This is a genomic window from Desulfotignum balticum DSM 7044 (assembly GCF_000421285.1).
GTDB classification, from domain to species: Bacteria; Desulfobacterota; Desulfobacteria; order Desulfobacterales; family Desulfobacteraceae; genus Desulfotignum; species Desulfotignum balticum.
In genome coordinates, this window is record NZ_ATWO01000001.1 from 1,628,356 (window position 1) to 1,653,058 (window position 24,703).

Here is a 24,703-nt window from a genome sequence, read left to right on the forward strand (position 1 = left end):
GGCGATGTCAGGGAGATGATGGTTTTCATATGATCTTCGTGGTGCAATACAACAGCATCTTCATGGCCATACCTGGTTGCGGCCGTTCTGCTTGGCCTTGTAGAGGTGCTGGTCTGCCTGGAGCATCAGGGATTCGACAGTATGTTCACAAGTCTGGCCGTCCCGGGTCTCCCTGAGCTGTTCACCGGCACGTCCGGTAAAGCGGACAGTGGCAGTGCCCGCGCTGACAGTGATGTGCGAAGATACGCTGGAGATGGTATGGGGAATTTTTTCGTTTTCAACCGCACGCCGGGCTTTTTCCGCCACCCTGCCGGCGGCCGGGGCATCGGTTTCCGGCAGGATCAGGGCAAATTCCTCTCCGCCATACCGGGCAACCAGGTCTCCGGGCCGTTCCAGGGATGCTTTCAGAGAAGAGGCAATCTGATACAGGGCACGGTCTCCCATGGCATGACCGTATTGGTCATTGTACTGCTTGAAAAAATCCACATCCACCATGCCCACAGACAAACTGGTGCAGTTTCTGGCGGCCCGGGACAACTCTTTGACCAGCACCTGGTCAAACCGGCGCCGGTTGGCGATTTCCGTCAGCGGATCCAGGTAGGCCAGCCGATCCAAGAGCCGGTGATGGTGAACAAACCGGATATGGTTATGGATTCTCATTTTCACGATGGGCGGTGAAAACGGCTTGGTGATGTAGTCCACAGCCCCCAGCTTCAGCCCCTGCTCCTCGTCTCCGGTGCTGCTCAGCGCAGTCACAAAGATGACGGGAATCTCTTTGGTCAAAGGGTCTTCCTTCAACTGCCGGATGACGTCGTGGCCCCCCATTTCCGGCATGACCACATCCAACAGGATCAGGTCCGGCAAAGGTTTTTGCCGGGCAAATTTCAGGGCCTGTTCCCCGTTTTTGGCCAGCACCAGGGTGTAGTCCTCCCTGAGGAGTTCAGTGAGCACCTTGAGGTTCATCTTTTCGTCATCTACAATCAGGATACGTGTGGTTTTGTTCGGGATCATGGCCTGGGTCCGTTGGTGTCTGTAAAGGTTACGTCGTCATTCGAGCAGGCGGTTTATTATATGTGCGGCGGCATCATACTCGATTTCATCCATTTTTTCTCTGATCTGTGTCCATTCCGCGTGGAATCCGCATCGGGTCAGAATGGCATGAATATCCGGGAGCATCTCTTCCGCGGTCAGTTCCCCATTGCTCAGCAGGTCTGAAAAGTGCTGCATCACTTTTTTATCCTTTTCGGTCAGGGGAAGGAGATGGGCCTCACCGGTTCCGTCCAGGGGATCCCTGTCCCCGGAAACCGGCTGCCCGGCGGTGGGGGGAACCGGAGGCAGCAGATCCAGGCTGTTCAACACGGTTTGGAGATTTGTGACAAACCCCTGGAGGATCAGTTCGAAAGCCGGGAGGGTGTTCTCAGAGGTGCTGGGGCCGGCCGGGTTCTGCTTGAGACAGGTTTCCAGCTCTCCGGCGGCCTGCTGCAGCGGCAGCGCCCCGATATACCCGGCAACGCCCTTGAGGGTGTGGGCCGTTGTCCGGAGGGTTTCCAGGTCGTTTCCCGCCTGACAGGCCGAGATTTTTTCCGGCAGATCCTGGTAGGTGCGTTTAAAATCATACATTAGTTTGATCAGCATGGCGGGTGTGACATGGGCCAGTGCCTGGTCCGGATCGATGCCTGACATGACCGGCAGGTCTGCCGGCAGCGTGGTCTCAGGTTTCCAGGGTGTGGTTTTCCCGGTTCCGGACGGGGTCAATGGAATCGGTTTTTTGGGCACTGCCGCAGGTGCCCCGGCGGCGGGTTGTTTGTCCTGTGGCAGAAACCGCTGGAGCATCTCACACAGGGCCGCCGGTTCCACGGGCTTGGTGATATGGTCATTCATGCCGGCATCCAGGCTTTTTTTCCGGTCTCCGGTCATGGCATGGGCGGTCATGGCGATCACGGGCAGATCGGACAATTCGGGATTCCGCCGGATGCGGCGGGTGGTCTCCAGCCCGTCCATCTCCGGCATCTGAATATCCATTAACACCAGGTCATAAACGTTTTTTTCGAGCTTTTCCAGGCAGATGAGGCCATTTCCGGCTATGTCCACCTCCACTCCCATATCCATGAGCAGGCCGGCCGCCACCTCCTGGTTGATGGGGTTGTCTTCGGCCAGCAGGATCTTTGCCCCGGTCATCTGTCCCTGGGAAGGCCGGGTGACAGGCTGTGCCGGTCCGGATAGATCTTCAGACCGGTCCTGTGTATCCAGTACCCGGATAAGGGTATCAAACATCACCGAAGGGTAAACCGGCTTGGTCAGAAAGGCGTTGATGCCGCTTTTTCCCCCTTTCTGCCGGGCTTGTTCCCGGTTGCTGGCCGTGACCATGAGCATGGCAGGGATCTTTGCCAGGGTTTTGTCACGGTGGATGCGGCGGGCGGTTTCAATGCCGTCCATTTGAGGCATGAGCCAGTCCAGGAGAATCACATCATAGGGCCGGTTCTCCCGCACGGCCTTTTTCAGGCGTGCCAGCGCGGTTTTTCCGTCGCTCGCCGTGTCCACCTGCATGTGAAAGGAGGTGAGCATGCTGCCCAGAAGCTGTCGGGCCATCTGGTTGTCATCCACCACCAGGGCCCGGAGCCCCTGAAACCGCGCTTTTGTCAGCCGCACAGAAGACTGCCGGCCGGTGGTGTACTGCATCATCGCTGTAAAGGTGAAGGTGGTGCCTTTTTGGGGTGTGCTGTCCACCCGGATCTGACCGCCCATCATCTGGATCAGCTGGCTGCATATGGACAGCCCCAGGCCGGTGCCGCCGTATTTGCGGGTGATGGATCCGTCTGCCTGGCTGAAAGCTTCAAACAGATGATCCAGCTGATCCGGGGCCAGCCCGATGCCGCTGTCCTTGACGGAAAAGGTCAGCATCACCCGGGGAAGGTCCCCGGCACCGTCCGGTGCAGGCGGCCCTGTCCTGTGGGTTGTGTCGCCCGTTGCCGGATGCTGGTCCGGTCCGGTTAGCACTTTTTCTCCAGTCACGGAAATGATGATTTCACCGGATTGTGTGAATTTGATGGCATTGCCTGCCAGATTGATCAGGATCTGTCCCAGCCGCAAAGGATCACCCACAAGCTTCAGCGGCAGGGAATCATCCATGTGAAACAGAAACTCCAGCCCCTTTTCTTCCGCCTGGAACCCGATGGTGTTATACAGGTCCACCAGCACATCCTCCAGCTGAAACTCGATGGTTTCCAGGGTGAGCTTGCCGGCATCGATTTTGGAGAAGTCCAGGATATCGTTGATGAGATTGAGCAGGGTTTTGGCAGACGAGAGGATTTTGTTCAGATAGTTTTTCTGGGTCCGGCTCAGAGACGTTTTTTCCATGAGATAGGCCATGCCGATGATGCCGTTCATGGGGGTCCGGATCTCATGACTCATGCGGGCCAGAAAATCACCCTTGGAGGCATTGGCTGATTCAGCAGCCTCCATGGCCTGTATCAGCTCCTGCTGCATCTGTTTTTGGCTGCTCATGTCCATGGCGGTGAACAGATATCCCTTCATTGTGCCCCGGGCGCTGTAAAATGCGGTAACAGACAGGTTGACCGGCAGGTGAGTCCCGTTTTTACACAGATAAGTCCATTCACTGGCATGGACAATCTGCTGTTTGACATGCTGGTCAAACACCATGACAGCAGCGGGTACGTCCGGCGTTTTTACGGCAAGTTTTTGGGCATACTGCCGCAGTTCTGATAGCAGATGGATGCGGTCAACCGGCTGACCCATCATCTCGCCGGGACCATACCCCAGCAGATTTTCCGCCCCCTGGTTGAACAGATTGATCTTTCCTGACAGGTCTGTGGCGATGATGGAGAGCTGGGTGGCGGCCTCCAGGATCGCCTGCCGCTGGGAGTTGGCTGTTGCCGTGCGGTGCAGGCTCTGTTCGGTTTTTTCAAACTGTCTCACCACCAGCCGGGCAGTGATGTCGGCAGCTTCCCTTGTCACCTTGATCTCACGGCGCAGCATCCGGTTTTCTTTTATCAGTTCCTGCATGGTTTTTTGCGGTTTTATCATGATCTTATACCACCGGGTTTTTCCGGGTCATTGTCAGGGCTGCATCTGCAGCCCGGTCAAGGGTAGTGCTGTCACACCGGCCTTCCAGGCCCACCAGAAAGATCTCTTCGGGCAAAGAACCCTGGCACACCCGGGGCAGCACGGCCAGCAGATAGGCGATCCCGGCCGAATGGTCATATACTGGTTTCGGGCAGGCGGCCTGCACCTGTTGTCCGGTCAGCACAATCATCTGGCCCGGGCGGGTGAATCCTGACACGGCATCCACAAACACCACCACCCCGGCCTGTTCCAGGTGGCACAGCAGGTTCAGACCGGCAATTCCCCCTTCCACCAGGTCGGTGTGGGCCGGGATCTTTTTGCGGCACAGCCGGTCATATACTTCCGGGCCGGCTTTGTCGGTCTCAACCAGGCGGCTGCCGATGCAGAGGATCTTATTTTTCATTTTTCACGATGTGCACGGCGCACACCATGCACGGATCAAAGGAGCGGATCACATGGCCGGCTTCCACGGGGTTGTCCGGGTCTTTCACCGGCGTGCCTTTCAGGGCTGATTCCCACGGGCCGGGCTGGTTTTGCCCATCTCTTGGGGAGCCGTTCCAGGCGGTCGGGGTGATCACCTGATAATTACTGATTTTACTGTTTTCAATAGTGACCCAGTGTCCCAGCGCTCCCCGGGCCGCCTGGATCATGCCGGCCCCCTGTCCGTCGGGAATGGTTTTGACCGGGGTGTAAAACGGGTCGGCATGATGGGCCAGCAGTTCATCGATCCAGGTGCCCATATCCGGCAGCAGCCTTGCCGGGCGGGTGATGCGGGCCAGTTGCCGGACCAGGGCCGTGGCCCCGGTGTTGCGGATCAGGTCCAGGAACAGGGGCACCCGGTCCATCACGGCTTCGGCCAAAGGGCCTGTTTCTGCGGGCAGGCCGTCATACCTGGGGGCCTTGACCCAGGAATAGGGTTTGCCCATGTTGCCGGATGCATAGGGCCGGGTCACACTGTCAAAGGGGTGACTTACCACTGGTTTTTGCTCAAACCAGGAACAGGTGATATCCTCTTTTATGTTGGCGGCATCCAGGGCCAGGTATTCAGTCCCCCGGAAAAACCCCGGCGTGGTCAGCTGATCTGTTCCGGGGACCCGGGGGGTGACAGCGGTGTCTTTGGGCAAAGGAAAATTACCAAAGCAAAGAAAGTGGTCATTTCCCCGGCCATAGGTATCCAGCCCGGCTTTTTCGGCAAACCGGATAAAGAAGCCCACTTCGCTGTCTCTGTGTTCGGGCCGCTCTTCAAACCATTGGGCAAGTTCTTTTCGGGTGGTGACCGCCTGCCATCGTGCGATGGTACATCCCAGCACTTTTTTTTCATACCATTCCAGGAACCGGTTAAATATGAGGCGGGACTGCATGAGCTTTGGCACATAGGGAATGGAGGTGACCCCGCCGGGAACCATAAAGGAGGTATGGGGCCATTGACCCCCGATGATGGCGATGATTTCGATGAGGCGTTTGGTTTTGCGGATCACCTCCACCACGCTGCTGCCGGACAGCATCTGGTACCGGGCCACAGCCTCTTTGAAAAGCGGGTGTTTCTGGTAGGCCTTGTGATTGGTGAAATCTGCCATGTACATGAGAACGGCCTGGCGCAGGTCGCTCTGGATGGTCTCCGCCATCAGTGCGACATTTCGCAGGCGGATGGCGTTGTCCGGCAGGGTCACCTGTGCGATCCGGTCCAGTGCAACAGCCGCGGCATTCAGGTGGGTGAGGCTGCAGATACCGCAGATACGTGGGGTGATCACCAGACCGTCCAGGGGACCCCTGCCGGTCATCATGGCTTCGAATCCCCGGTACATGGTGCCGCAGCTCCAGGCATCAGTGATGGTATCGTCTGTGACATCCACCTTGACTTCAAGGTCGCCTTCGACCCGGTTGAAGGGAATATCGATTTTTTTTGTTTCAGAAGACATGACTACACCTTTGCACTGCGTTTTTTGAGCCGTTCCGGGGCTGCCTCGGCTGCCATTCCCTTGTACACCATGTAATGGGCACGGTTGACGCCTTTGGGCAGTTCCAGGGGAATCCCCTCGATATTGGGGGTATGAAAAAACGGGTTTGATTTGGGAAAATCAGGACTGGTACATCCAAAACAGGGCACACCGGCCCGGGGTTTGGATGAGTGACGGTTCCACAGCAGTTTGTTACAGGGTCCCGGAACCAGGGGGCCTGCACACCCCATGTGAAAAAACAGGCATCCCATTTCGCCGAAATCAGACTCTTCCACCCGGTATTCATGGTATTCGTTCCGGGTACAGCCCTGGTGCACCATGGTGTTGTACCACTCCAGGGGCCGCTGGAACCGGTCCAGTTCCAGGGGAACATCAGAGGCAACCGCCATGAGGGCCCCGGCGATCACGTCATGGTGGCAGGGGCATCCGGCCAGGTTGATCACCGGCATGCCGGATCCGGATACAAACTCCCTGCCCAATGCCCCCCCTTTTTTCTTTTTTGTGAATTGAAGGCCGGTGGCTTCGATGGCATGGCCTGCCCCGAATCCGCCGAATGCGGCACAGGTGCCCACGGCCACCACATACCGGGCATGGCTGGCCAGGGTGTGGCACAGCTCTTTTTTGGCCCGGCCTCGGAAGGTGTCAAACATGCCGGTGCCGGCCGGGCCGAAGATGATCGATCCTTCCACCATCAGAATGTCCAGTGGGGTGGTGCCGGATGCAATATCGGTCAGCAAACGTTCATGGGCGGCCGGGTCGATGCTGCACAGGGACGGGTGCCACAGCAGCTTAAGGTCAAGGGTGGTGAACAGTTCGGAGACATCCATAAAATCACTGCTCAGCAGTGAATAGGTGTCGCCGCCGCATCCACCGCCCTGAAGCCAGTAAACGGTTTTCATGGGAATCTCCTAGTCATGGGATTTAAAATTTTGATTTTTTTGATATAAACCAGGCAGCATGTTTGTGTCAAGGCCGTGTGATAATGTCATTCCGCCAGGCATCGGCCCCAGGGCAATTGCATGTAAAACAGCAAAGGAATTTTTTTATGATTGCCATCCCTGAAGGCGCCTTGCTGCCGGACTGGAATCCACGGAGTGGCTCCGACAGTCCGTCAGCAAAGTACCCTCCTCCGAGGGCTCCCGATCTACAAGCGATGATCAATCCTGCTTCGCTATTCAGGAGATGCCATATCTTCTTCCTGGTTGTACAGATCCAGTTCCGGAAAGTATTTTTTTGCACATTCCGGACAGATGCTGTGACTGAACCGGGCATGGGTGTGATGGTGAATAAATTCATCCACTTTTTGCCAGAACCCTTCATCATCACGGATATTTTTGCAATAGGAACAGATGGGAATCAGCCCTTCCAGAGTCCTGATTTCATTGTGGGCGGTCTGTATGCGATCCAGCATCCCATTGATGGAAGTTTCCAGTTCTCCGAGTTCATCTTTGCCTGACACGGGTAATCGTTTTGATACATGGTCGTTTCCGCCGATGGCACTGATGGCATTGATGAGTTTTAACAGGGGTGAGAGTACGGATGTTTCCATCAAGTACATGGTTGCCATGATGAAAACCAACCCGATGAACACCACTGCGATGTTGAAATAGAGCCAGGTGTTCATTCCCTGGTTGAATATTTTCCGTTTGACATCAGCTTTCAGGATCAATCCCGGATTTTGCTGGATATCATTTTGAAGCATATATCCTGAAATAATATCTGTATTCCGGGGAATCGTGACCACCGGGGTTTTATCAGATATCAGGGTGGCGGCTGTTTTTACATCATCGGGCAGAGCGGTATTGCCTGTGTCATGGATGGACAGTGACAGACCGGTGGCCTCGGCCATTTTTTTGACTTCAGATGTGTCCAGGTATTTGCCGACTATGAGGGTTCCCCGGGGGGAGCCCTCATAGTTACTGGGCACAACAGGATGGGATGCAATCAGCATCGGTCTGTGTTTGAACATAAAAAATCCGGATACACCCTGCCGGGGGTCCGGGTATTCAAGCAGGGCGTTTTTTGAACGGATCTGGTCCCACACCCCTTCCGGCAGCGCGGCTGCCTCTTTTTTTTCGGGGTCAATGGCTGTTGCCTGCACCAGCCGGTTATCCAGGTCCACAAACAGCATGAAATGGATGCCTAAGTTGGCAAGGGTGTCGGAAGACAGGTTGCTGTCGATAAACCGGGTGTTCTGATCCTGAATAAATATATAGGTGTCATCCCATGGAGCCCAGTCTCCGGCAATGGATGACAGCCATTGGATCTCTTTTTCAATGTGCCGCCATGCCTGGGCCACATCCTGCTGTACATGTTCTGTTTCCAGGTGACTGAAACCATTCAGGATGAGCAGGCGTGAAGCGAGCATCAGGCTGACAATCAGCACCAGACAGATGGAAACAATGATAACGAAAGTTTTTTTTCTCAATCCCATTTTATTTACTCCTGCTCTCCGCCAGCACGTCACGCACCACGGCAGCCAGTTTGTTTTTCAATATCGGTTTAGAAAGAAACGCTTTGATGCCGGCGGCATCCGCCTGCTTTTGGGACATGTTCATGCTGAAGCCGGAGCACAGGATAACCGGCAAATCCGGCCTGATTTTCATCAATTCCATGGCCAGCTGGTCCCCTTTCATGCCCGGCATGGTCAGGTCCGTGATCACCAGATCGAACTGGTTCGGGTCGTCCTTGATCCGGGCCAGGGCGTCCAACGGATCGGTGCAGGCTTCGGCCTGGTATCCCATCAGCTCCAGAATCTGTTTGCCCATTTTTGCAATGGGGGGTTCATCATCCACAACCAGAATCCGGGCATCCTTTAGGGTGGTGGCAACCGGAAACGGGGGAGAGTCAGTTTCTATGTCATTCGGGGTCTCAATGATCGGAAAATAAAGTTGAAATGTGGTGCCCTGTCCGGGTTGACTGGAAGCGGTGATGCCGCCGTTGCAGGATTTCATGATGCCGTGCACCGTGGCAAGTCCCAGACCGGTGCCTTCCCCACGTTTTTTGGTGGTGAAATAGGGGTCGAATATCTTTGGCAGGATGTCCGGTGGGATCCCGTGCCCCGTATCGCCCACGGTCAATTTCAGGTATTTTCCCGGCACCAGATCCGGAAGTGCGGCAATCATGTCCAGATCCAGGGTCATGTTGAAAAGTGTGACCGTCAGGATGCCGCCGGTTTTGTCCATGGCATGGGCCGCATTGGTGCACAGATTCATGAGAATCTGGTGGATCCAGGTGGGGTCCGCCATGACGATCCCTGCATCCGGAACGATCTGTTGCCGGATCTCAATGGAGCTGGGTAATGTTGATTTGAGAAATTTCAATACCTCTTTGATGATGGAGCTGATCTGAATGGCAACGGCATTTTGCTTCTGCTGTCGGCTGAAGGCAAGGATCTGCATCACCAGGTCTTTTGCCCGCTCTCCGCCCTTGTATATCTGTTCGAGATCCGCCTGGGCCGGACTGCCTTCCGGCAGCCGGTCCATGGCCAGCTGGGCATACCCGAGAATGGCGGAAAGAATGTTGTTGAAATCATGGGCAATGCCCCCGGCCAGGCTGCCGATGGCCTCCAGTTTCTGGACCTGCTGAAGCCGGATTTCCGCCAGCTTTCGTTCCTTTTGCTCCCGGTCCCTTTCCAGGCGGGTTTTCAGCACCGGGGCGATCTGGTCGGCCACCATCTCCATCAGGCGCTGGTCATCGTCCGTGTACCCGGTGTCTTTCTGGCCGATCAACAGATTGCCCACCAGTCGGTCCTGATATACCACGGGTGCATCCAGGGCGTTGTCGATGGTAATGTGACCTTTTGGCAGATGGAGACGCTGGTTGATATACCGGCACGTTTTGTCTGTCATGGCCTGCCCCCAGATGCCGGTCCAGGTGTCATGGGGAAAGGCAATGCGTTTGTCCGTCACCTGGCAGTTTTCCCATATGTCTTTGGTCAGAGACGGGCACACCCATTCTCCTGCATCATCGATAAATCCAAAGATGCCATACCGGCTTTGGGTCATGTCCAGAACCAGAGCCAGAATTTTTTCATATATGTCATCTCCGGGGGTGGTTAAAAAAATATGGGCGATCTGGTTTCGGATTTTCAGCTCTTTTTGGGTTTCCCTGGCCTGGCGGACCGCTGCCTTGAGCCGGCTGATGTCTGTATGGGTGCCCACCACCCTGAGGGGCCGGCCGTTTTCATCCACTGAAAACACCTTGCCCTTTCCCAGAATCCATTTCCATTTCCCGGATCTGGTTTTCAGCCGGAACTCCTGTTCATAGGGACCGGATTTTTTTTCAATATGATCCAGGATCGTTTTTTCTGCTGTTTTCCGGTCATCCGGATGCAGCAGCCCGACCCAGGTGTCATAGGCCTGGGGAAGTTCATAGGGTTTATATCCCAGCATGGTGTAATACCGGGGACTGAAATAGATCTCACCGGTCTGGACGTTCCAGTCCCAAAGGCCATCGCTGGATGCCTCCAGAGCCATGTTGAGGCGTTCTTCCTTTTCTTTGAGATCCTGCATTTTTTGGTCAAGCTTTTGGACCAGACGTTCGCTGTAATGTTTATAGGTTTCCTCTTCCGGCTTTTTCACAGGGGATTTGGGGGAGGGGCGGCCCTGTCCGAGGTTTTTTATCACCGAATGAATGGCGGTCAGAAAATCTGCCGGTTCCATGCCTTTTTTCAAGAATCCGTCCGCACCGATTTCATAGGCGAAGGCCTCGTCTTTTTGATCCACATAAGTGGCGGTGTAAAAGACAAAGGGAATGTGCCCAAGGATCGGGTCCGCCTTACAGTGCCGGCACAGTTGAAATCCGTCCATCACCGGCATGAGGATGTCGGAAATGATCAGATCAAATGAACCTGATGCCAGGCATTCAAGGGCTTTTTGGCCGTTTTCTGCAGACACGGTGTCATGTGCTTCGGATTTGAGCACGGTTTCCAGCAGATACCGGTTTTCCATCCGGTCATCCACGATCAGGATTCGCATGGTATCTCCTCAGGCGCTCGTTTTTTCCGGCTGGGATTTTTCTTTCAACAAGACGTCAATGGTCTGCATCAGTTCATTTCTGAAAAACGGCTTGGTCAGATAGGCATCGGCCCCTTCCGAAAGAATTCTGTCTCTGTTTTCCTGGCAATCATGGCCGGTGACAGCCAGTACCTTGATATGGGCGGTGTCGGCATTTGTCTTGATTTGCCGGCACACCTCAAATCCGTCCATTCCCGGCATGATCAGATCCAGGATCACCAGCCCGGGTTTGAAGGTCATGAGTTTCACACCGGCATCAAACCCGTCTTTGGCGGTTTTAAGGGAATATCCAGCCGACGAGAGTATGGTGGTGAGCATTTTAAGGATTTTGGGCTCGTCATCCACCAACAGGATCCGCTGACTGTCCGGCTCGTCAGAGGCATGGGGATACATGTTGTTGCGTTTCATGAACGCGTTGAAATCTGTCTGCCGGATCCGGTACTGGCCCCCGGGGGTCATGAACGCCTTGATCTCACCGGATTTGACATATTTCCAGATGGTGCCCCGGCTCATGGCGCAGTGCCTGGCTGCCTGGGGGACGGTAAGAAGATCCTCTGTCACAACGAAAAATATCCTTTTCAAAATCATTTAAAAATGGTAACATAATAAACAGATTGAACAGAATGAACATATCACAGAGTGCCGGACAAATCAAATGGAAAAAGGGCAGAAACAGGGTAATTTTAATGGGGTGATTTTTTAAACCACGAAGCACACGAAGAGGTCTAAGAATCCTTTCCTTCGTGCGCTTCGTGGTAAAATCATCTGACGGGTGGAATCAATTCACAGTGCGGGCAGGGGAGGACAGGATCATGAACAGGTGGTGGTGTAAAAAAAAGCGTTGGACTGTAGTAATGGCTGGGATTTTCTGCGGGCTGCTGCTGCCTTTTTATGCACCAGCCAAAGATGTCAGGCAGGTGGTGGTGGTGGTCACCATGCCGGTGCCGGCATGTGAAACCCATTTGAGATATTTTGTCGACCAGCTGGAAGCCGCCGGTTACAAAGACGGCGACAACATGGTCCTGACCGTGATCCGGGCCAATGGAGACCGGCAGTTTGCTGAAACCCGGCTGTCCGGGATCCTGGAAAAGGGCCGGCCCGATGCCGCGGCCGCCATTGCCACCCTGGCATCCCAGGCCGCCGTGACTGTGCTCAAAAACACGGGGGTGCCTGTTTTCTTTTTCCAGGTGACTGACCCGGTGGGGGCCGGGTTGATTGAAAAGATCGGAGAACCCACGGGCACGAATGTCACCGGCCGGGTGTTCACTGTGCCGGCAAAGGTGCGCACCGACCTTGCCCTGCGCCTGGTCACTCAGGCGATGCCGCCGGACAGACCGGTTGTTTTCGGATATATCCATTCCACATACCCGTCTGCCATGGGGGATCTCCGGCAGTTGAAAGCCATTGAAGCCCAGGAAACCCGTTTCCGGTTCGCCGTCCATGACGTCATGTATGAAAAAGGACCGGACGTCATGCCGGCCTTGCTGGCGGCCGCGGCCCAGGGGGTTCAGGCCCTGTCAGATCGTGTGGATTTCTGGTGGGAACCCCAGGGACCCATGGGGGAACATCCGGATTACACCCGGCTGCTTCTGGACCGGTCCGCCGTTCCCATAGCCATGGGGCAGACCATGGACAGCGTGAAAATGGGGGCGTTGATGCACATCACCCCGGATCTGGAAGCCGGGGGAAGGGAAGCAGGCAACTTTGTGGCGGCGTTCCTGCAGGGGACGGACCCGGGCACCATACCGGTGACGCCCCCGGCCCGGTTTCAGCTGGGCATCAACCTGACCACGGCCCTGAACCTGAATATCGTCATACCCCCGGACATCCTGGCTCTTGCCGGCAACCATGTATACAGATAACAGGAAACAAAATTGAAATGAAACTCCAGACAAAGATCGCCTTAGGCATCATCCCGCTGGTGTTGTGCAGTATTTTTGTGCTGGGACTGTGGTCAATGAAAAAAACAGGAGACAATCTCCACCAGTCCGCGTTTCTGTATATGGACACCATCATCGATGCTTATATGCAGGATATCGTCCGGCACCATGAGCTGCTGCAAACCAACGGGCTGGATACCATTGAATCGTTTGTCACTGCATATCAGAACCAGGTGTATGAGGCCGGCAGCGCCATGAACATTGCAGCGTCTTCCCATCTGTTTATCATGGATGCCGACGGGTACCTGAAATTCTGCTCAAAAGAAAACAGCAGACAAAAGATGAGGTCTGTGTGGGGACCGGTTGCCCGGGCTGCTGCAAAAGGTGAAATCTTTCGGGCGGACGATGACGGGCATGTGTATGACGATGACATTGAAACCATGTATGTGGTCCGGGTGTTTTCCCCATGGAACTGGGTGGTGTTCTTTGCCATGGATCATGGGATGCTCCATGCGGCGGAACGTCAGATTCAGATGGCGACCACCGGCATTGCCGTTGGCAGTGCTGGCCTGTTGATTCTGATCATTCTTTTGATGTTGAGACGGTTTTTTGTCAATCCTGTCCAGACCATCGGCCGGGCTGCCTCTGCCATTGCCAAAGGACGTCAGGTGGACCGGATCGATGTCAGATCAAAAGATGAACTCGGAGACCTGGCCCGCCATATGGAGGCGATGTCCGCCGCCATCCAGCAGCAGCAGGCAGAGATCATAAAAGCCAACCAGGAGCTGGAACAGCGGGTCAAAGAACGCACCCGGGACCTGGAAACGGCCTTGTCCGAGATCAAAACCCTGCGGGGCATTATTCCCATCTGTTCCCACTGCAAGAAAATCAGGGATGACGACGGTTACTGGAACCAGCTGGAAACCTATATCCGGGACCATTCCGAGGCCCAGCTCAGCCATGGAATCTGCCGGGAATGTGCAAAAAAATACTATCCGGATCTGGATTTATATGATGACGATACCCTTGGAGAGTAAATTATTAATTTGAGCAATCCTGCTCGGGGTCATTTCAGGCCGGAAGATATTGAAACGGATGGCATTACATGGCGGTGCTTTTTTAAAAACCACGAAGGACACGAAGAGCACGAAGAAGTCCTCCCTTCGTGCTCTTCGTGTCCTTCGTGGTAAAACAACTTGCCTGCCCTGAAAAAACATTTTTTTGTTGACAAGCGTGAAAAAGGACTGTAGACAGGAAGCGATCATCAGTACGAAACAAACATTTAGATCGGAACACGGCATGATCCAACGCATGACACCCCAGTTTATATTTAATTTTGGACGCTTCTTCTTTTTTAGGAGCGTTCATCCGGTGTAATGCTTTATTGAATAATTGAGAAGAATAAAGCCCCGGGTGGACAAGATAAGCCACCCGGGGCTTTTGTGTTTTTTTAAGGGCTTCGGGAAAAAATCCTGAAGCCCTTTTGTTTTTTTTACAGGCAGGAAACACCCCGACACGGGGCTGCCATTACAACAAGGAGAAAGCAAACATGAAACTCATTCTGGACACACAGATCACCCCGGACCAGGAATCCGGTGTTCAAACCCTGCTGGAAAGAGACGGCTGCATCAGCTGCACCATCACGGACGCCGGTCAAAAGGTGATCGGCATTGTAAAAAAAGGGTCCCGGAAACCGGAAGATTACCTGGGCGTACCGGGCATTGTTCAGGTATTGCCCGTGTCCACCTCCCACAAGCTGGTGAGCCGGGAATTCAAGACCCAAGACACCCGGGTGGCCATCAACAACGTGGTGGTGGGCGGGGACCGCATTGTGGTGATTGCCGGCCCCTGTGCCGTGGAAAGCCTGGACCAGGCCATGACCATTGCAAAACAGGTGAAACGGTATGGGGCCGTGCTGTTCCGGGGCGGGGCATACAAACCCCGGTCCTCTCCATACTCCTTCCAGGGTCTGGAAGAAGAAGGGTTGAAAATTCTGGCCAGGGTCCGGGAAGAAACCGGCCTGGGAGTGGTCACGGAGATGACCTCACCGTCCCAGGCAGATCTGATGGAACAATATGTGGATGTGGTCCAGATCGGTGCCAGGAATATGCAGAATTTCGAGCTGCTCAAATGTGTGGGGAAAATGAAAAAACCCGTGGTGCTCAAAAGAGGTCTGGCCGCCACCATCCAGGAATGGCTCATGTCGGCGGAATACATTGCTGCCGGCGGAAACACCGACATTATTTTATGTGAGCGGGGCATCCGCACCTTTGAGCCCTATACCCGGAACACCCTTGATTTGTCCGCCATTCCCGTGCTCAAAAAGCTCACCCATCTGCCCATTGTCATCGATCCCAGCCATGCCACGGGGATCCGGGAAAAAGTCAGCCCCATGGCCCGGGCCGCCGTGGCCGCCGGGGCCGATGCCCTGATGATCGAGGTGCACCATGATCCGGACAATGCGTTGTCCGACGGACCCCAGAGCCTGTATCCCGAGCAGTTCGGCCGACTGATGCGCGACATTTATACCATTGCGCCGGTGGTGGGCAAGCAGCTGGATTTTGATTATCTGAAAAAATCGGAACTGATCCATGACCTGGATGAAAACGCAGTCAAAACCGCCGCTTTTATCGGCGAGTTCGGGGCTTACAGCCATAAAGCGGCCCTGGCCTATTTCGGGGATGATATCACCCCGGTTCCCATGAAGGGGTTTAAAGAAATTTTTGCAGCCGTGGCAGCGGGCAGGGCGGAATATGGGGTGATTCCCCTGGAAAACTCATTGTCCGGTTCCATCCACGAAAATTTTGACCTGCTCCAGGAGTATGATCTGAAAATCATCGGAGAGATCACCATCCGGATTCAGCATGCCCTGATCGCCCACAAGGGGGCGGTCAAAGATAATATCAAACAGGTCCTGGCCCCGCCCCCGGCCCTGACCCAGTGTTCAAACTACCTGGACCAGTATCCCTGGATGGAACGGATACCCGTGGCCGCCACGTCCCAGGCGGTCAAGCAGGTAAAGGATTCAAATGATGCAGGCTTTGCCGCCATTGCGTCCACCATGGCGGCAAAGATGTTTGACATGCAGATTTTGGATGAATCCATCGAGGATGACCCCCGCAATTACACCCGGTTTGCCGTGATTGCCAAAGAATACAAAGGCCGCAAAAAAGTCGCCAAAACCTCGGTGATTTTTTCCACGGGCAATAAGCCGGGCGCCCTGTTTGAGGTCATGAAAATCTTCAGTAAATATGACGTCAACCTGGTGAAGCTGGAGTCCCGGCCCATTCACGGCAAACCCTGGGAATACATGTTCTATGCGGACCTGGAGGCCGATATTGAAAAAAACGAACTGGCACCCATGCGCGGCCTGCTGGAAGAAAAAACAGAAACCTTCCGGGTTTTAGGCCGGTATTGAATGCCAGGATGACGTTACCCCTGCCGGATGGGTATAATGGTGATTTCAACCCGACGGTTCATGGCATGGTCAGAGGATATGGGGCGCGATTCCCCATATCCCACTGCTTTGATCCGCTGTTCCAGCACGCCGTTGCGGATCAGTTCGTTTTTAACGGCTTGGGCCCGTTGCTCGGACAGGCGCAGGTTGTATTCGTCTGATCCCCGGGTGTCGGTATGCCCGCCCACTTCGATGATGGTCTGGGGGTATTTGTTCATGATATCCGCGATCCGCCGCAATTCTGCCTGGGCACCGGGCAGCAATGTGCTTTTATCATACTCAAAAAAAGCTTCTCCTTTAAACGTGGCCCGCAAAACATCCTGGTCTCTGGAGATGCTGGCAGATTCTGATGTGGCAATGGCGCTGCGCAGATCCTGCTCCTGGTTGTCCATGTAACGTCCGATCTGGTTACCTGCCAGGCCGCCCAATGCCGCACCGATCCCGGCACCGATCAGCGTGGCTTCTGTGTCTCCGCCGATCACCTGCCCGAGGGCGGCACCGACGCCTGCACCGACGCCCGCGCCGACAGCGGTCCCCTGTCCCTGTTGGCTTTGCATGGCCGTGCAGGAAAAAAGACTGACAAGCACGGCAATAAACATAACGGTAAGTAAATTTTTTTTCATTTTTTGGGTCTCCTGATTGCGATGTGTTAATGTACGTTTTTACAGACAGCTAACATTCAATGATTTCGAAAAAAACAAAAATAATTTATTGTTGGCTGTGTCACTGAATTTTTGAATTTTTGTGCATTATTCGATAAAGATAATGATAAGAACGATTTTAAAATTGTAAACCATTTAAACAGGTGTTGGCAATTATTAGGTTGACTTGGCACAAATGGCTGGCTATATCTGAATTGAAACAGCTACACCATAACTGTATTGTCGCATCACAGGTTGTTTATTCACCCCAAATCTAAGGAGATGCCATGGAACGAAGACAGTTTTTACAAAAAGCCGCTATCGGCAGTGTCGCTGCAGTGACTGCGGGGAGTTTGATTCATGCACCGGCCGTACATGCCAAAAAACAGATTCGATGGAAAATGGTGACGACCTGGCCCCCGAAACTGCCGTATCTCCAGGATGCGGCGGAACTTCTGGCCAAAAAAGTGGAATTGATGAGCGACGGTCAGTTCAAGATCAAGGTGTTTGCCGGCGGAGAACTGGTGCCCCCGTTGCAGACCTTTGATGCTGTTCAGAAAGGAACGACCGTTCAGGCGGGATCGGGCGTCGGCTATTACCAGGCGGGCAAGGCCCCGGCAGCCCAGTGGTTTGCCGCGGTGCCTTTCGGTCTCAATGCGGCCGGCATGGCTGCCTGGTATGAATTCGGGGGCGGGCTTCAGCTGTGGGAGGAAACCTATGCGCCCTTTGGGGTCATTCCCCGTCCGGGCGGCAGTACCGGGCCCCAGATGGCCGGCTGGTTCAACAAGAAAATCGAGACAGCCGAGGATTTCAAAGGGCTGAAAATGCGGATTCCCGGGCTGGGCGGCAAGGTAATGGCCAAAATGGGGGCCACGGTGATTCTGTGTCCGGCCAGTGAGATTTTCACCAACCTGGAGCGCGGCGTCATCGATGCCACCGAATGGATCGGCCCGCTTCATGACCAGCTCATGGGATTCTACAAGGTTGCTAAATACTATTACTACCCGGGCTGGCATGAAACCGGTCCGTTTGTGGAGTTTGTGTTCAACAAAAAAGCCTATGAAGAGCTGCCCGTTGATTTTCAGGCCATTCTGGATGCCGCCTGTGCCCAGGTCAGCAACTGGACCACCCAGGGGTTTAATTTTGGAAACGGCCGGGCTTTAGATGAGCTGATCAATGTGCACAAAGTGGATGTGGTCCGTTTGCCGGACTCGGTGCTGGCTGAGCTGAAATCCCATTCAAAGGATGCTGTTGCCGAAATTGCCGCCTCCGATCCCATGGCTGAAAAAGTCAATGACAGCTTCCAGAAATTCCAGAAACTGATCGGACCCTGGGGAGAAATTTCTGAAAAGCCCTATTATGAAACACTGGCCGACCGATATCCGTTGAAGGGATAAGCATTGATGCAGATCGGTCCTTTTCTTGAAACAATCGCCGCCAGAATAGATGTCTGCAACGAGTGGATCGGCCGGCTGGTCTCCTGGGTGGTGGTACTGCTGGTGGCGGTTGTTTTCATCGATGTGGTCATGCGGTATGCCGCCAACACCAGTTTTGTGTTTACCCAGGAACTGGAATGGCACCTGTTCGGGTTCATTTTTCTGATGGGCGCCGGTTACACCCTTTTGTATGACCAGCATGTGCGGGTGGATGTCGTATACCAGCGGCTGTCGGAACGGGGCCAGGCGTGGATCAATGTGCTGGGGTGTCTTTTTTTCCTGTTTCCCGGGGCAATCCTTATCATTTACACCTCATTTGGGTTTGCCCGGGAGGCGTTCGTCTTTATGGAAGGCAGCCCGGATCCCGGGGGGATTCCGTTCCGGTTCATTATCAAATCCTGTGTGCCTTTGGGATTTATGCTGCTTCTGTTTCAGGGGGTGTCTATGTTTATCCGGAATTTAGGCATTCTCTTGACCCCGCTTTTTGCTGACAAAGAAAAGGATGTCCGGTAATGGGATCTGAATACCTGGCCGGATGGATGTTCCTGGCGCTCACGATTCTGTTGATGGCCGGCTTTCCCGTTACGTTCACCCTGATCGGCACGGCCATGTGTTTCGGATGGATCGGCGGAGGATGGGGATATTTCGAGCTGTTGCCCATGCGGATCTGGGGGGCCATCAACAATGTGGTCCTGATCGCGGTGCCGTTGTTTGTGTTCATGGGGGTGACCCTGGAAAAATCCGGTCTGGCCGAGGAGCTGCTGGAAACCATGGGGCTGGTGTTCCACCGCATCCGGGGCGGGCTGGCCATCAGCGCCGTGGTGGTCGGCGCATTGCTGGGAGCATCCACCGGCATTGTCGGGGCCACGGTGGTGACCATGGGACTGCTGGCCGTGCCCACCATGCTGCGGCACGGGTACCAGCCGGAGCTGTCCGCAGGCACGGTGGCCGCCTCCGGCACCCTGGGGCAGATCATTCCGCCCTCCATTGTGCTGGTCTTGCTGGCCACCATTGTCCAGATCCCGGTGGGAGACCTGTTCATGGCAGCGCTGTTGCCCGGGCTGCTTCTGGTGCTGCTGTACATGGCCTATATTTTCATTGCGGCCCTGATCAAACCGGATATGGCCCCGGTCATCACTCTGGCGGACGGCCAGGTGCCGGATGCCCGCCAGTTGTGGAAAAAAACCATGCGGGCCCTGGTGCCGCCCCTGGTGCTGATCACGTCGGTGCTGGGGTCTATTTTCGCGGGCATCGCCTCTCCCACGGAAGCCGCATCCGTGGGGTGTGTGGGGGCCGTGGCCCTGGCAATCTGGAACCGGCGGTTCAACCTGGATATCCTTAAAGAGGTGTCCCGCACCACCACCCGGCTCACCAGCATGGTGTTCATCATTCTGGTGGGGGCCAACGCATTCGGGCTCACGTTTCGGGAGTTATACGGGGATGAACTGATCCGCGGGTTTCTCATGGATATTGCCCATGCCCATAACAAATGGGTGGTGCTGCTCATTGTCATGGGCGTGATCTTTCTGATCGGGTTTGTCCTGGATTTCATCGAGATCATTTTCATCCACGTGCCCGTGCTGGTGCCCATCCTGGTGGATGATTTCGCCTTTGATCCGTTATGGATCTGCGTGCTGCTGGCCATCAACCTGCAGACCTCTTTCATGACCCCGCCGTTCGGGTTTTCCCTGTTTTACCTTAAAGCGGTGACCCCGCCCCAGATTAAAACCGGTCATATCTACCGGGGCATCATTCCCTTTGTCCTGCTACAGCTGCTGGGCTTGTTCATCGTGGCCATGTGGCCGGCCATCGCCACCTGGCTGCCGGGCCTGGTGTATGTGCGGTAGATCAGAATAAAAAAGATTTCAAGTTGACATTATGTCCTATTCTTGTCAGTCTGTTATGTACTGGTTTGTTTTGTCAGGAGCTTTTTAAACAGAACCACAGGACTCATTTCAAGTGCCCATATTGTCCACTTTTTTTGGTATCATTATCAGGATGTGGCATGATGACCATCCCCCGCCACATATTCATGCGGCATATCAAGGTTTTGAAGCGCTGGTTGATATACAGACAGGGCTGGTGGCAGAGGGTTTTCTGCCCAAAAAAGCAGCAAAAATTGTCAAGGAGTGGTGTTTGGATCATCAGGAAGAACTTTTGAAAAACTGGGAGTTGGCGCAACGGTTTGAACCTTTGGAAAGGATCCCGGGAGCAGATTATGATGATTAAAATTACCAGAGCGACATATTCAGGTGACTTTCAGATCGAACTTTGCTTTTCCGACGGAAAAACAGGCTTTTTTGACGGAAAAAAACTGATTCAGCAAAAAGGCTCCTTGCTGGAGCCGTTACACGATGAGTCATTTTTCAAACGGTTTTTTATCGATGTCGGGGCACTTGCCTGGCCCCATGGTCTGGAACTATCGCCCTCAAAGCTTTATCAAAGCTGCCGTCATTATGAAACTGCATAAATGATTCAGATTCTGCCCATCTATTTATGGACTGGTTGCCAGGCTTGGTCTATGTCAGTTTATTTTGGAAAAGTTTTGGGGATAAATCATCCCGTCTCTTCAGGGGTGTTGAAATCCCGGATAAAGATCTCCCAGAACGCCACGAACAGCGAGGCCAGCAGGGGTCCGATGACAAATCCGTTGATGCCGAACCACACAAATCCCCCCAGAGTGGACAGCAGCACCAGGTAATCCGGCAGTTTGGTGTCTCTGCCCACCAGGATGGGCCGCAGAAAATTATCCACCAGTCCGATCACCCCGGCCCCGAATCCCGTGAGAACCAGGCCCTGAATCCAGCTGCCCACGGCAAACAGATAAATGGCGACCGGCACCCAGACCAGGCCGGCACCCACCATGGGAATCAAAGACAGCAGGGTCATGACCACTCCCCATAACAGCGGGGCCGGAATACCCAGTATCCAGAAGATGATCCCTCCCAGGCCGCCCTGTATGACTGCCACCACCAGATTCCCTTTGATCGTGGCCCGGGTGACTTCCGCAAATTTGGAAAACAGCAGGCGTTCCCGTTCGTCTCCCAGGGGCAACGCCCGGGTCAGCTGGGCCACCAGATCTGTCCCGTCTTTGAGCATGAAAAAAGCCAGATACAGCATCAGGCCCAGGCTGACAAACCACTGGGCCGCATTCTGACCGAACTGCACGGCATTCTGGGCGATGAACTGACTGACCGTGACGGCGGCATTGGACAGCTGGGATTTGAACGTGGACAGGTCCAGGTTGAACCGGTCCATCAGGCTCTGGATGGCTGGAAACGCCTGGCGGATCTGCTCGATTCGCTCTCCGATATTAATGTCACCGGTTTGCAGGCGCTGGTACAGGGCCGCACCTTCCTGGAAAAAAGAGACGGTGACGAACACGGCCGGGATCACCCCGATGGTGATGACCACCACCAGGGTGGACAGGGCCGCAAAAGTGGCCCTGTTTTTCCATAATTTTAAAAATCGCTGGTACAGCGGGGCAAACACCAGCCCGATGACACAGGCCCAGAACACGGCGCCGAAAAACGGTTTGAGCAGAAAGAAAAAAACAGCCGTCACCAGGACCAGCATGGTCAGAAATGTGCCTTGTTCCAGTTTTTTCATTGTGCCCCCTGTTATGATTTCGGAAAGGTTGGCTTTTTGGGTGATGCCAGATACCCGGCAGCAATGGATGCCCCGATGATGATTCCGCCACCGATCAATGTGGAAAATGTGGGAATTTCTTTAAGAAGAAAAAATGCGAGGATAATGCCGTACACCGGTTCCAGCCCCGTGATCACCGAGGCGGTCTGGGCCCTTATTTTTTTGAGGGAACTGATGAACAGGGTGTGGGACAGGGCCGTGCACACCACCCCTAAAAAAACCAGGGCCGGCAGATCCGATGCCGCCACCATTGCCTTAGGCCGGATCAGGATGACGGGAATTACCAGGCACAGGGCCGCAAACAGGTTCTGATAAAATGCCACGGCCACGGGATCTGACAGGCGCACGTTTCTGCGGTTCACCAGGGCCAGGATGGCAAAAGTCAGGCCGGATAGAATGCCGTAAAACCCCCCCAGCGTGACCCGGTTGGACAGGTCGGGTTCCGGGATGACCAAACAGATACCAAAAAATACCACCAGGGCCGTTAAAATATCCCGGCGGTCCAGAGGTTCTTTAAATACCAGAGGTTCCATAAACGTGACAAACAACGGAAATGTGGAAAAAGTGACCAGGCCCACAGCCACGCTGGAGAGCTGAATCGACAGAAAGAAAAAATACCAGTGCACGGCCAGCAGCGCCCCCTGCAAAATGAACAGGCCCGTGGCCCGGCCCGGAACGGCAGACAGTTTTGTGCCGGAAAACAGCCGGGCGTAAACACCCAAGGCCATAGCGGCAAACAAGGTTCTGCCCAGAACGATATACAACGGGCTGGCATCAATGAATTTGGCGAACAGCCCGGACAAACCGAACAGCAGCACGGCGCTGTGGATCACAAACAATGGGTGGGCCGCCGGTCCGGGTCGTTTCATGGGATCAGACAAAAGCGCTATCGGATCAGCTGGCGGTATTTGATGCGCGTCGGTGCATCCGCCTTGATGCCCAGCCTTTTTTTATGGTCTTTTTCATAATCGGAATATGCCCCGTCAAACATCACGGTTTTGCTGTCTCCTTCAAAGGCCAGAATATGGGTGGCGATGCGGTCCAGAAACCACCGGTCATGGCTGATGATCACGGCACAGCCGGCAAAGTTTTCCACTGCTTCTTCCAGGGCCCGCATGGTGTTGACATCCAGGTCATTGGTGGGTTCGTCCAAAAGCAGCACATTGGCTTCCTGCTGAAGCATGCAGGCCAGGTGCACCCGGTTGCGTTCCCCGCCGGACAGATCCGCCACTTTTTTCTGCTGGTCTGTGCCGGAAAAGTTGAACTTGCCCACATAGGCCCGGGCGTTAAGTTCTCTTCCGCCGATGATCAATGAGTCATTGCCGCCGGAGATGACTTCAAAAATGGTTTTGTCCGGATCCAGAGAATCCCGGTCCTGATCCACATAGGCCAGCTTCACGCTCTGGCCCAGTTCAATTTTTCCGGCATCCGGTGATTCTTTGCCCGTGATCATTTCAAACAACGTGGTTTTGCCGGCACCGTTGGGACCCACCACACCCACGACAGCCCCCGGCGGGATCACAAAATTCATGTCTTCCACCAGCAGTTTGTCTTCAAACGCCTTGGTCACATGATCCGCCACAATCACCTTGTCCCCCAGACGGGGTCCGGGGGGAATAAAGATCTCCATCTCTTTTTCCTGCTGTCCAACATCTTTTTTGAGCAGGTCTTCATAGGCTTTGATCCGGGCCTTGGATTTGGTGCGCCGGCCCTTGGGGGACAGGTGGATCCATTCCAGTTCCCGTTCCAGGGTTTTCTGGCGCTTGCTTTCGCCTTTCTGCTCCGTGGCCAGGCGTTTTGCTTTCTGATCCAGCCAGGAAGAATAGTTGCCTTTCCAGGGAATGCCTTCGCCCCGGTCCAGTTCCAGGATCCAGCCGGCCACATTGTCCAGAAAATACCGGTCATGGGTCACGGCGATAATGGTGCCCTCGTACCGGTTCAGGTGTTGTTCCAGCCAGGCCACGGATTCCGCGTCCAGATGGTTGGTGGGCTCGTCCAGCAAAAGGATGTCCGGTTTGGACAGCAGCAGCCGGCATAAAGCCACCCGGCGTTTCTCTCCGCCGGAAATCACGCTGACCGGCGTGTCTTCGGGCGGACACCGCAGGGCATCCATGGCCATCTTCAACCGGGCGTCCAGGTCCCAGGCATCCAGGTGATCCAGCTGTTCCTGTACCTTTCCCTGACGTTCGATCAGCCGGTCCATCTCCTGTTCGGACATGGGCTCGGCAAACTGTTCGGAAATCTTTTCATATGCCGCCAAAAGATCCACAGTTTCCTGAACCCCTTCCTCCACCACCTCCCGGACGGTTTTGGACGAATCCACCAGGGGTTCCTGCTCCAGGAACCCGATGGTGTACCCTTTGGATAAAATGGTTTCACCGGAAAATTCCGTGTCCTTGCCGGCCATGATTTTCAGCAGCGAGCTTTTGCCCGAGCCGTTGAGGCCCAGGACACCGATTTTAGCGCCGTAAAAATAAGACAAAGAAATATCTTTGAGCACCTGGCGCTTGCCATGGAACTTGCTTACATGGATCATGGAATAGATCACTTTTTTGGTATCTTCGGTCATGCAGTCTCCTTGA

The 24,703-nt window shown here is 54.5% G+C and carries 20 protein-coding genes; 8 read left to right on the forward strand and 12 right to left on the reverse strand.

The features are described from left to right. Positions 1-60 precede the first annotated feature (60 nt). The 8 genes from K365_RS0108225 to K365_RS0108260 all read right to left on the reverse strand — a co-directional run bounded on the left by K365_RS0108225 (position 61) and on the right by K365_RS0108260 (position 11,620). The gene (locus tag K365_RS0108225; RefSeq protein ID WP_006965250.1) at positions 61-1,011 is read right to left on the reverse strand and encodes a diguanylate cyclase domain-containing protein; all 951 of its coding nucleotides are present in this window, start codon (positions 1,009-1,011) and stop codon (positions 61-63) included. A 36-nt stretch (positions 1,012-1,047) separates the two neighbouring features. Then, complete coding sequence (locus K365_RS25595) at positions 1,048-4,044, reverse strand: PAS domain-containing hybrid sensor histidine kinase/response regulator (RefSeq protein WP_024334197.1); 2,997 nt, start codon at positions 4,042-4,044, stop codon at positions 1,048-1,050. A 4-nt stretch (positions 4,045-4,048) separates the two neighbouring features. Then, on the reverse strand, positions 4,049-4,486 hold the full coding sequence (locus tag K365_RS0108235) for a hydrogenase maturation protease (protein ID WP_024334198.1): 438 nt from the start codon (positions 4,484-4,486) through the stop codon (positions 4,049-4,051). Continuing rightward, entirely contained in the window at positions 4,476-6,002 is a 1,527-nt protein-coding gene (locus K365_RS0108240; RefSeq protein WP_024334199.1) for a nickel-dependent hydrogenase large subunit, read from the reverse strand. The genes K365_RS0108235 and K365_RS0108240 overlap by 11 nt, the downstream gene beginning before the upstream one ends. Positions 6,003-6,004: 2 nt before the next feature. Continuing rightward, entirely contained in the window at positions 6,005-6,940 is a 936-nt protein-coding gene (locus tag K365_RS0108245; RefSeq protein ID WP_006965254.1) for an NADH-quinone oxidoreductase subunit B family protein, read from the reverse strand. 272 nt (positions 6,941-7,212) lie between these two features. Beyond that, positions 7,213-8,475 (reverse strand): CHASE4 domain-containing protein, encoded by a 1,263-nt coding sequence (locus tag K365_RS0108250; protein ID WP_024334200.1) that lies wholly within the window; start codon positions 8,473-8,475, stop codon positions 7,213-7,215. A gap of 1 nt (position 8,476) precedes the next feature. Continuing rightward, entirely contained in the window at positions 8,477-11,020 is a 2,544-nt protein-coding gene (locus K365_RS26420) for a response regulator (RefSeq protein WP_024334201.1), read from the reverse strand. Positions 11,021-11,029: 9 nt separating this feature from the next. After that, positions 11,030-11,620 carry a response regulator gene (locus tag K365_RS0108260; RefSeq protein ID WP_169432935.1) on the reverse strand — a complete coding sequence of 197 codons (591 nt, stop codon included), beginning with the start codon at positions 11,618-11,620 and terminating at the stop codon, positions 11,030-11,032. Positions 11,621-11,913: 293 nt separating this feature from the next. Between K365_RS0108260 and K365_RS0108270 the strand changes: the two genes are divergently transcribed. From K365_RS0108270 to aroF, 3 genes are all read left to right on the forward strand, one after another. Beyond that, on the forward strand, positions 11,914-12,921 hold the full coding sequence (locus tag K365_RS0108270; protein ID WP_024334204.1) for an ABC transporter substrate binding protein: 1,008 nt from the start codon (positions 11,914-11,916) through the stop codon (positions 12,919-12,921). 17 nt (positions 12,922-12,938) lie between these two features. Continuing rightward, positions 12,939-13,976, forward strand: coding sequence for a HAMP domain-containing protein (locus K365_RS26425; protein ID WP_024334205.1), 1,038 nt, complete (start codon positions 12,939-12,941; stop codon positions 13,974-13,976). Between the two features lie 512 nt (positions 13,977-14,488). Continuing rightward, positions 14,489-16,357 carry a 3-deoxy-7-phosphoheptulonate synthase gene (gene aroF, locus K365_RS0108280; protein WP_006965270.1) on the forward strand — a complete coding sequence of 623 codons (1,869 nt, stop codon included), beginning with the start codon at positions 14,489-14,491 and terminating at the stop codon, positions 16,355-16,357. 14 nt (positions 16,358-16,371) lie between these two features. On the opposite strand, the gene K365_RS0108285 is transcribed toward aroF, so the two are convergent. Next, entirely contained in the window at positions 16,372-17,019 is a 648-nt protein-coding gene (locus tag K365_RS0108285; RefSeq protein ID WP_006965271.1) for a YiaD family glycine zipper/OmpA-like lipoprotein, read from the reverse strand. A 305-nt stretch (positions 17,020-17,324) separates the two neighbouring features. Here K365_RS0108285 and K365_RS0108290 point away from each other — a divergent pair, with 305 nt between their 5' ends. The 5 genes from K365_RS0108290 to K365_RS0108310 all read left to right on the forward strand — a co-directional run bounded on the left by K365_RS0108290 (position 17,325) and on the right by K365_RS0108310 (position 20,943). Further along, positions 17,325-18,434 (forward strand): TRAP transporter substrate-binding protein, encoded by a 1,110-nt coding sequence (locus tag K365_RS0108290; RefSeq protein ID WP_024334206.1) that lies wholly within the window; start codon positions 17,325-17,327, stop codon positions 18,432-18,434. A gap of 6 nt (positions 18,435-18,440) precedes the next feature. Continuing rightward, entirely contained in the window at positions 18,441-18,986 is a 546-nt protein-coding gene (locus tag K365_RS0108295; RefSeq protein WP_024334207.1) for a TRAP transporter small permease subunit, read from the forward strand. Next, the gene (locus tag K365_RS0108300) at positions 18,986-20,320 is read left to right on the forward strand and encodes a TRAP transporter large permease (protein WP_024334208.1); all 1,335 of its coding nucleotides are present in this window, start codon (positions 18,986-18,988) and stop codon (positions 20,318-20,320) included. The genes K365_RS0108295 and K365_RS0108300 overlap by 1 nt, the downstream gene beginning before the upstream one ends. Before the next feature lie 112 nt (positions 20,321-20,432). Further along, positions 20,433-20,702, forward strand: a complete 270-nt coding sequence (locus K365_RS0108305; protein ID WP_024334209.1) for a DUF4160 domain-containing protein — start codon at positions 20,433-20,435, stop codon at positions 20,700-20,702. After that, positions 20,692-20,943, forward strand: a complete 252-nt coding sequence (locus tag K365_RS0108310) for a DUF2442 domain-containing protein (RefSeq protein ID WP_006965275.1) — start codon at positions 20,692-20,694, stop codon at positions 20,941-20,943. The genes K365_RS0108305 and K365_RS0108310 overlap by 11 nt, the downstream gene beginning before the upstream one ends. A gap of 86 nt (positions 20,944-21,029) precedes the next feature. Here the strand turns inward: K365_RS0108310 and K365_RS0108315 are convergent, their stop codons facing one another. From K365_RS0108315 to ettA, 3 genes are read right to left on the reverse strand one after another with little or no spacing between them, the layout of a single operon-like run. After that, a complete protein-coding gene (locus tag K365_RS0108315; protein ID WP_024334211.1) occupies positions 21,030-22,082 on the reverse strand; it encodes an AI-2E family transporter in 1,053 nt (350 codons plus the stop codon). Positions 22,083-22,093: 11 nt separating this feature from the next. Then, positions 22,094-22,990: a DMT family transporter gene (locus K365_RS0108320; protein ID WP_084489785.1), complete on the reverse strand. Its 897-nt coding sequence runs from the start codon at positions 22,988-22,990 to the stop codon at positions 22,094-22,096. A gap of 17 nt (positions 22,991-23,007) precedes the next feature. Further along, positions 23,008-24,690, reverse strand: coding sequence for an energy-dependent translational throttle protein EttA (gene ettA / locus K365_RS0108325; protein WP_024334213.1), 1,683 nt, complete (start codon positions 24,688-24,690; stop codon positions 23,008-23,010). Positions 24,691-24,703: the final 13 nt, after the last annotated feature.

Bases quoted from the DNA above. Each gene is read 5' to 3' on its own strand.
- K365_RS0108245 (WP_006965254.1), bottom strand. From the start codon at position 6,940: ATGAAAACCGTTTACTGGCTTCAGGGCGGTGGATGCGGCGGCGACACC.
- K365_RS26425 (WP_024334205.1), top strand. From the start codon at position 12,939: ATGAAACTCCAGACAAAGATCGCCTTAGGCATCATCCCGCTGGTGTTG.
- K365_RS0108300 (WP_024334208.1), top strand. From the start codon at position 18,986: ATGGGATCTGAATACCTGGCCGGATGGATGTTCCTGGCGCTCACGATT.
- aroF (WP_006965270.1), top strand. From the start codon at position 14,489: ATGAAACTCATTCTGGACACACAGATCACCCCGGACCAGGAATCCGGT.
- K365_RS0108285 (WP_006965271.1), bottom strand. From the start codon at position 17,019: ATGAAAAAAAATTTACTTACCGTTATGTTTATTGCCGTGCTTGTCAGT.
- K365_RS0108240 (WP_024334199.1), bottom strand. From the start codon at position 6,002: ATGTCTTCTGAAACAAAAAAAATCGATATTCCCTTCAACCGGGTCGAA.
- K365_RS26420 (WP_024334201.1), bottom strand. From the start codon at position 11,020: ATGCGAATCCTGATCGTGGATGACCGGATGGAAAACCGGTATCTGCTG.
- ettA (WP_024334213.1), bottom strand. From the start codon at position 24,690: ATGACCGAAGATACCAAAAAAGTGATCTATTCCATGATCCATGTAAGC.
- K365_RS0108315 (WP_024334211.1), bottom strand. From the start codon at position 22,082: ATGAAAAAACTGGAACAAGGCACATTTCTGACCATGCTGGTCCTGGTG.
- K365_RS0108320 (WP_084489785.1), bottom strand. From the start codon at position 22,990: ATGAAACGACCCGGACCGGCGGCCCACCCATTGTTTGTGATCCACAGC.
- K365_RS0108250 (WP_024334200.1), bottom strand. From the start codon at position 8,475: ATGGGATTGAGAAAAAAAACTTTCGTTATCATTGTTTCCATCTGTCTG.
- K365_RS0108270 (WP_024334204.1), top strand. From the start codon at position 11,914: ATGGCTGGGATTTTCTGCGGGCTGCTGCTGCCTTTTTATGCACCAGCC.
- K365_RS0108290 (WP_024334206.1), top strand. From the start codon at position 17,325: ATGGAACGAAGACAGTTTTTACAAAAAGCCGCTATCGGCAGTGTCGCT.
- K365_RS0108225 (WP_006965250.1), bottom strand. From the start codon at position 1,011: ATGATCCCGAACAAAACCACACGTATCCTGATTGTAGATGACGAAAAG.
- K365_RS0108295 (WP_024334207.1), top strand. From the start codon at position 18,441: ATGCAGATCGGTCCTTTTCTTGAAACAATCGCCGCCAGAATAGATGTC.
- K365_RS25595 (WP_024334197.1), bottom strand. From the start codon at position 4,044: ATGATAAAACCGCAAAAAACCATGCAGGAACTGATAAAAGAAAACCGG.
- K365_RS0108235 (WP_024334198.1), bottom strand. From the start codon at position 4,486: ATGAAAAATAAGATCCTCTGCATCGGCAGCCGCCTGGTTGAGACCGAC.
- K365_RS0108310 (WP_006965275.1), top strand. From the start codon at position 20,692: ATGATGATTAAAATTACCAGAGCGACATATTCAGGTGACTTTCAGATC.